Genomic DNA, 6,431 nt, shown 5'->3' with positions numbered 1-6,431 from the left:
GGTCGGTCTTGGTGGAGGGCGGGCCCTAGGCCAATGCCACGTCGGCATCTCCGTCGTCGACGGCAGCGCTTTCGGCACTCCGGACCGGAAATTGCCGGACAGGACGGTCCGGCAAGGAATTCAGCGGTTCCCAGCCGGCTCTCTTCAGGGCAGCCGTGTAGACGTCCGGTTCCCAGTCCTCCGAGACCGGTATCGGCACGGTGTCCAGGACGGCATCCGCACCGCGCACAACCCCGTCGACGTCCGCCGTGGTGCCCTTGCCGATGAAGATGTCACTGAACCAGCCGACGGGACCGATCAGGCCGCGCCGTGTCGGATCGCTGATGCTGGCCATGTACTCGGCGTCGCCGAAACAGGCGTTGTAGTTGATCGCCATACGGCGCTTAGTCGGTTTTCCGGCCGGTGAGCTTGTCCCGGAGCCGGTCAACCATGCCCACCCCGGGACCGATGGTCTTGTGGAACAGTTCCGAGTGGGGCGCATTGGGATGCGGCCGCGTGGGAGCGATCTTCTTGGCGTTCTCGACCTTCTGTCCAATCTCGACGAGCTCATCGGCCGGGATGCTCGCCCGAAGCTGGGGGAACTGGTCAGATTCCTCGTCGTCGATATGGTGGCGCAACTGGCTCTCCATTTCCCGGACGCAATCCATGAACTCGGGGTCGGAGGCATTGATGTCCTCGATCCGCTTCATCACCTGGACAAGCTCGTCATGCTCCTTCTTATCGTGCTCGACTTCTTCGGCACCGTTCGGGAGGTGCTTCTCCATAGCCGGGTAGACGAACATCTCCTCGGCCACAGCATGGCGCATCACCTCGGCGATCACGGTGTCTGCCAGGTCGCGTCGCTCGTCGGCGTCTGCAGTGCTTTCAATCTGGCCCAGCAGCTCAAGCATGGCGCGGTGGTCGGCTGTGAGGATGTCCACGGCATCGGATTGCTGTCCATCGATGGTGTTTTCAGTCATGACAGGTATCTCCTTGGTTCGAGGCTCCTCGAGTCGGAGCCAGCGGCCAGTCGTGGGCCGGGTGCCCCTTGCGTTTTTGCATCGGGGCAAAGCCGGGCGCGTCCGGCTGTGTCGGGCACGCTACCGCTCACCTTGCCTCATCGGCAGATGGCGCGACAAGGACGTCCACACGCGATTGCCAGGCTTGCCCCCAGCTCGTCTAGGGCACCGAGTGCCACCACGGCCCCGGGAGGATACAGATCGGCACGTGGACCGGTCCTTGTGTTCGGTTAGACGGGACTTCGGGCCCGCCATCCGAGCCCCGACTCAGCCGGCGGCCTGGATTCAGTCTTCGCAATCGGTGCAGTACAGCAGACCGTCTTTCTCCTTCGCGACCTGGGACCGGTGACGGACCAGGAAGCAGGAGGCACAGGTGAACTCGTCGACCTGGGCAGGAAGCACCCGGACCATCAACTCCTCCCCGGAGAGGTCGGCACCGGGAAGTTCGAATCCCTCCGCGGCGGCGGTCTCATCCTCGTCCACCACGGCGGACTGGGTGTCGGCACGATGGGATTTGAGCGCCTCAATGGATTCCTCGGAGAACTCATCGTCGTTCTTGCGTGGAGTATCGAAATCGGTGGACATGGAAGTCTGATCAGCCTCCGCGGCGGGATGAGGCCAGTCGCCCGGCCGATGGTCATGGACTGCAGACAACACGCGGGCCGCTCCTCGTATTCCACGCCATGACCATCGGACAGCTCACCGATTCCGGGTGTCTCGGGTCTTCACGGCGGTGCGAACGCCGGGACATGATCGGACTATGGCTGATTACCTGCCAGACGTCATCTCTCGGAAGGACAGACCATGAGCACCACCCCTGACCGGCCCCCCACACATCGCACCACCGCCGAACGTGACGCCCCGGGTCGTAGCCCGGTTCAGATCGTGGCGATGATCTACGGTGTCGTCTTCTTGTTGGTCGGCATCGCCGGGTTCATCCCGGGCTTGACCACCAACTACGAGACCATGCAATTTGCCGGACACCACTCCGAAGCCATGCTGATGGGCATCTTCCAGGTCTCGATCCTGCACAACATCGTCCACCTGCTCTACGGCATCGCCGGACTGGTACTGGCTCGGACAGGGACCATGGCACGGCACTACCTGCTGTGGGGCGGCGTCGTCTATCTCTTGCTGTGGCTCTACGGCCTGTTCATCGGACACGACTCCCCGGCGAACTTCGTGCCATTCAACACCGCCGACAACTGGCTACACCTTGGGCTTGGCGTGACCATGGTCGCTCTGTCCTTCCTGCCTCGGAGGAAGCACACCACGGAGTTGACCGCGGCCTCACCCAAGTACTGATCCCCCACCACCATCCACACCATCCCCTGCGGAGAGGAGCACCATGAAAACCGCACGCGAAGTCATGACTGCCGGAGCTGAGTGCATCGGCGAGAACGAGACCCTGGAAGAGGCCGCCCGCAAGATGAAGGACCTCGATGTGGGTCAACTGCCCATCTGCGGGGAGGACAACCGTCTCAAAGGCGTCGTCACAGACCGGGACATCGTGATCAAGTGCCTGGCTGCCGGCGGCGACCCACGTCAAACCACGGCCGGCGAGTTCGCCCAAGGCAAGCCGGTGACCATCGGCGCCGACGACAGCATCGAGGAAGCCATTCAGACCATGAAGGAACACCAGGTCCGCCGCCTACCGGTCATCGACGGCCACGACCTGGTCGGCATGCTCAGCCAGGCCGACGTCGCCCGCAATTGGCCCGACGACCGCGTCGGTGAGTTGCTGGAAGTCATCTCCCAGGACTGACTCCACGGCCTCCCCTGAAGCCAGCCACAGGCCCCTGCCGGAGAACCGGCAGGGGCCTGTGGCTGATTCAACCGGGCCGGCCACGAGCGCGTCCGGCCCTTGCCCCTTGGCAGCACGAGCCCGATTCACCGAGGTCCCCGCAAGGACACGCCCCCGACCCCGGACCCCGTCGTCCTCGCCCCGATTCTGGTTGGAAACTGGGGCCGCGTGGCGCTGACGGCGTAGGAGTGGTGGCACACCGTCAGGTTGTTTAGCGGTCGAAGTGTGTGCCGGGAGGTTCAGTTCCAGTAGATGCGACGACGCCGGCCGCGATTTCGCGGAGCTTGATGTTGCGGCTCGTCGAAGCTGACTTGAGGATGCGGACCGCGTCTTCCTGGCTGCAGCCGTTCTTGCCCATGATGATGCCCACGGCAAGATCGATCGTGGTGCGAGATTTCATTGCTTCGAGCACGTCGGCTTCGGCCTCGCGGTGCTTGGCCAGGCGCAGGGACAGGGCTAGCGCTTGCGATGCTTGCTGGGCATAGTTCTGGGCGGCCTCGACCTTGGCGTCCGTGAATTTCCCTGGTTCGGCAGAGTACAGGTTCAAGGCCGCCCCGTCCCCGGCTTCCAGCTCGAAGGGGATGGCCAGGACCGAGCGGATGCCGCGCTGTGAAACGTCCCTGGCATAGTCGGGCCACCGGTCGTCATTCTGCAGGTCGGAGACCTTCACCGTCACTTGGTTTCGTGAGGCGGACAGACAGGGGCCGTCACGGTAGCCGTATTGGATTTCATCTACGTCCTGCGCCTCTTCGCTGCTGCTGGCCACGGTGCCCGCGCGCCGTTTACGCAACAGCGTGATCCCGCACAGCACGTCCTCGCCTCCGTCGGAGAGCTCATGGACCGCCAGGCGCGTCAGCGCATCCAAGAACGCTTCCACCTCATCGAATTCCAGAATCTTTCCGTACAAATACTCGTTGACGGTTGTCTTGGCTTCAATAGCCATGCTCGGGCCTCCAGCGCCTCGGTGCAGCCAGGATCCGGACCGGTCCCCTAATGTTCTGGGGCCCGCGATACGGTCGGCTGCTGTCAGATTACCTGCGGCTGTTGGCTCAACCGTGTCCCATCACCATAGCCGTGGATCCTGCCGGCGGCCGATCCGGACGTGCCGTGGCCGACAAGCCGCGGCAGAGTTTGGGGCCACATGCGGAGACGCTGCGATAGGGGTCAGAATCCGCCGGAGGCTTCACGGAGAAGCTTGAACTTTCGTACTTGGCTTGCGAGGCGGCGCACGAAGCAGCGTCTGAGCATCAAAAGCCACCGGGTCAGAATCGGTCGTTTACGGACGGGGTGTCATTTCAAGAGTCGGCGGCACGAATGCCAGGAGTCGGGTGCACTGACGCCGGGCCTTAATCACCAACGCTGTTCGCAAAGGGATTGTTTGGTGAGACGTGCTGGAACCTGCCTCGTGCATTAGGCCGAGAGCGTTCCATAGGCCAGTTGCGTCGCGGCAACACTGGTTCACGGGTACCGGCGCCGATGGCCAAAAGTTCCCCTCCGACGCCGGATTCGGCACCCCCTAGCAGGGCATCATCTACAGGTACCGGTCCGGTTTTTTCTGACGGGATGCCCCGGCGCACTTCGGGCCGTGGCAGGCCGTATGGAAGCGCCCCCCAAGGCAGCGCCGACGGGGCCTCCCGCGTTTGCTTAACACCACGTCAGGATGGGCGCTTTCATCGTCAGTGCGCCGACTCGAGGATCTCGTCCTCCCACAGCTGAGGCTGATTGGGGTCGATGATGGGGTGCACTCGGTCAAGCTTCGCCTTAAAGTCCGTCCAGTCGTCGCTGAGCTTCATGATCGTCGTGACCGAAGCGATGTGCTCGCGGAGCTTGGGGTGACCAACCTCGGTCGTGAGCTGCTGATGGAACTTTGCCTTGCGCTTCTTCTCGTCCTTCGCTCGCTCCGCCTTGATTTCATCGAACACACCAGGGGCAACGCGCCTATACACGACGTCGTTCGTCAAGTGGCCGAAGTAACTAGGCTTCTTCAGAGAAGACGGGTCGAACCGCAGTTCCCGGAGGCGAAACATCTCCTTGTAGAAGTCAACGTCGAACGTCTTCACCCATGGCTGCAACTCGTCAGCGACGTACGCCTCTAGGATCTTGGCCAGCGCATCGCGGGCGCGGACGTCCTGATATCCAGTGGCCTCGTCAATGAGTGCGATGATGCCGACGCGAGCAAGCCCACGAACAATAATCTCGGCGGCGGTAGCGATCGGGTGCTGACTCTTGAGAAGTGTGTCAGCGCTGCGAGCCGAGAGCCATGCTTCGCACACCTGAGGTAGCACGTCGGCTCGGTATCCGTTGGCTCGAACACCGGAGGGGGTGACGAAGCTGATCGGGCGGGCATCTTCGATGAGTTCGTCCGAGATGAAGGGGCGAAGCGCCTGAGCTCGGAGAATCGGCGGCAAGGTAATATCGTCGCCCGGCTTAGTGTTCACTCGCCGACTGCGGCCGAGTGCGGTCAGCATTGCTCCCTGTGTGATCACACGCGTCCCGTCGTCGAGAACATAGCACTCGATCGCGGCGTCGCCGATCATCAGTGGACGGTCGGCAGAACCAGAGATGGCCCGCTTGGGTTCGGGCGTGGCCCAACGGGCGGCTGCAGCTTTCTGTGCCGACTCCTTCCGCTGTGCGGGGGTCATCTTGGAAGCCCGTGCCACGCCGCCTTTGGCGCGGCCGCTCGGATCGGTCATATGTGCGCTCCATCCTTGTTGCGAATAATGCCTGCATAAACTATACCATGCACGCATTCAATGCTCTTATGCGTGCTAGTTATGAAGAGTATCGATGGAGCGGCAGTAGTCATCTGGTGTCAGTTTCAGAGGTCGACGGCACGGATGTCAGGAGTCGGCTGCACGAACGCCATATCTCAATCTGGCCCCTGTCCACCATGATCATGCGTGTGACTTGGATAGATACGATGAGATCCCACGTCACACTCACTCGTTGGGGGAAGTATGGAGAGGAAACTTGCCTGCACGCTGGGGCTCCTGCTGGTGGTCACAGGATGCGGATCGGGTGAAGCGGGGACACCTACAGTGGCTGCCACTTCAACGTCCGGGGCCGCGGTAACCAGCGAAAACGCGCCGTCGCCCGAGTCAGAGTCGGAACCGATGAACCTGGAGGAAGCTGGCGCCCACTACCTTCAGCACATCTGCTCAGCGAACGAGGTGGGCGATGGATACAACGATGTGCTGTTCGGGGCGGTGGACACGCTCAACGCTGGTGGCACCCCGGAGTTGACCCCCTTAACGAACGCGGCGGCTGAATCACGAGACGCAAGCCGAGATGTTGCAGTTGCCTTCTCCGCCGAGGAAGCCGAATGGCCGACCGCGGTGCAAGAGGACATCCAGACCCTTGTGGATTTTCAGTACGAGGAGATGGCGTTCCTGTCCAACATGGCGGAAGCCAGAGACGTGGACCAATACTTCACCGTCGTGGACGCCTACGAGCAGATGACAGTGGAGTCGGATGGTCCGGCTGCGGCACAGAAGATCCGCGCAAAGCTGGGGCTTCCAGCGGATACCGTCGAGTCCTGCGAGAGCTACACCAGTTAAGAGGTGTCAGCTCCAGAAGTCGACGGCACGGACCTCAGGAGGCGGCTACATGGCGTGAATCGCAGCGATAGG

General features: G+C 62.3%; 8 protein-coding genes. 3 read left to right on the top strand and 5 right to left on the bottom strand.

Annotation, left to right across the window (positions count from 1 at the left end; translation table 11 throughout):
* Positions 1-25: 25 nt before the first annotated feature.
* The 3 genes from ABD134_RS15195 to ABD134_RS15185 form a co-directional block, all read right to left on the bottom strand.
* Positions 26-376 (bottom strand): hypothetical protein, encoded by a 351-nt coding sequence (locus ABD134_RS15195; protein ID WP_344231053.1) that lies wholly within the window; start codon positions 374-376, stop codon positions 26-28.
* Positions 377-383: 7 nt separating this feature from the next.
* Entirely contained in the window at positions 384-959 is a 576-nt protein-coding gene (locus ABD134_RS15190; RefSeq protein ID WP_344231051.1) for a hemerythrin domain-containing protein, read from the bottom strand.
* Positions 960-1,283: 324 nt separating this feature from the next.
* Positions 1,284-1,583, bottom strand: coding sequence for a DUF4193 domain-containing protein (locus ABD134_RS15185; protein ID WP_344231049.1), 300 nt, complete (start codon positions 1,581-1,583; stop codon positions 1,284-1,286).
* 306 nt (positions 1,584-1,889) lie between these two features.
* Here ABD134_RS15185 and ABD134_RS15180 point away from each other — a divergent pair, with 306 nt between their 5' ends.
* Together ABD134_RS15180 and ABD134_RS15175 are read left to right on the top strand one after the other, a co-directional pair.
* Entirely contained in the window at positions 1,890-2,303 is a 414-nt protein-coding gene (locus ABD134_RS15180; RefSeq protein ID WP_344231164.1) for a DUF4383 domain-containing protein, read from the top strand.
* A 43-nt stretch (positions 2,304-2,346) separates the two neighbouring features.
* A complete protein-coding gene (locus ABD134_RS15175) occupies positions 2,347-2,763 on the top strand; it encodes a CBS domain-containing protein (protein WP_344231047.1) in 417 nt (138 codons plus the stop codon).
* Between the two features lie 250 nt (positions 2,764-3,013).
* Here the strand turns inward: ABD134_RS15175 and ABD134_RS15170 are convergent, their stop codons facing one another.
* Both ABD134_RS15170 and ABD134_RS15165 read right to left on the bottom strand, forming a co-directional pair.
* Complete coding sequence (locus ABD134_RS15170; protein ID WP_344231045.1) at positions 3,014-3,745, bottom strand: GAF and ANTAR domain-containing protein; 732 nt, start codon at positions 3,743-3,745, stop codon at positions 3,014-3,016.
* A 733-nt stretch (positions 3,746-4,478) separates the two neighbouring features.
* On the bottom strand, positions 4,479-5,495 hold the full coding sequence (locus ABD134_RS15165; protein ID WP_344231043.1) for a P63C domain-containing protein: 1,017 nt from the start codon (positions 5,493-5,495) through the stop codon (positions 4,479-4,481).
* A gap of 420 nt (positions 5,496-5,915) precedes the next feature.
* Between ABD134_RS15165 and ABD134_RS15160 the strand changes: the two genes are divergently transcribed.
* Positions 5,916-6,359: a hypothetical protein gene (locus tag ABD134_RS15160; RefSeq protein WP_344231041.1), complete on the top strand. Its 444-nt coding sequence runs from the start codon at positions 5,916-5,918 to the stop codon at positions 6,357-6,359.
* The last annotated feature ends 72 nt before the right edge of the window (positions 6,360-6,431 follow it).

The organism is Citricoccus alkalitolerans (assembly GCF_039528175.1).
Lineage (GTDB): Bacteria > Actinomycetota > Actinomycetes > Actinomycetales > Micrococcaceae > Citricoccus > Citricoccus alkalitolerans.
Note: the sequence above shows the minus strand (reverse complement) of the source record. Positions and strands in the feature narration are given on the sequence as shown.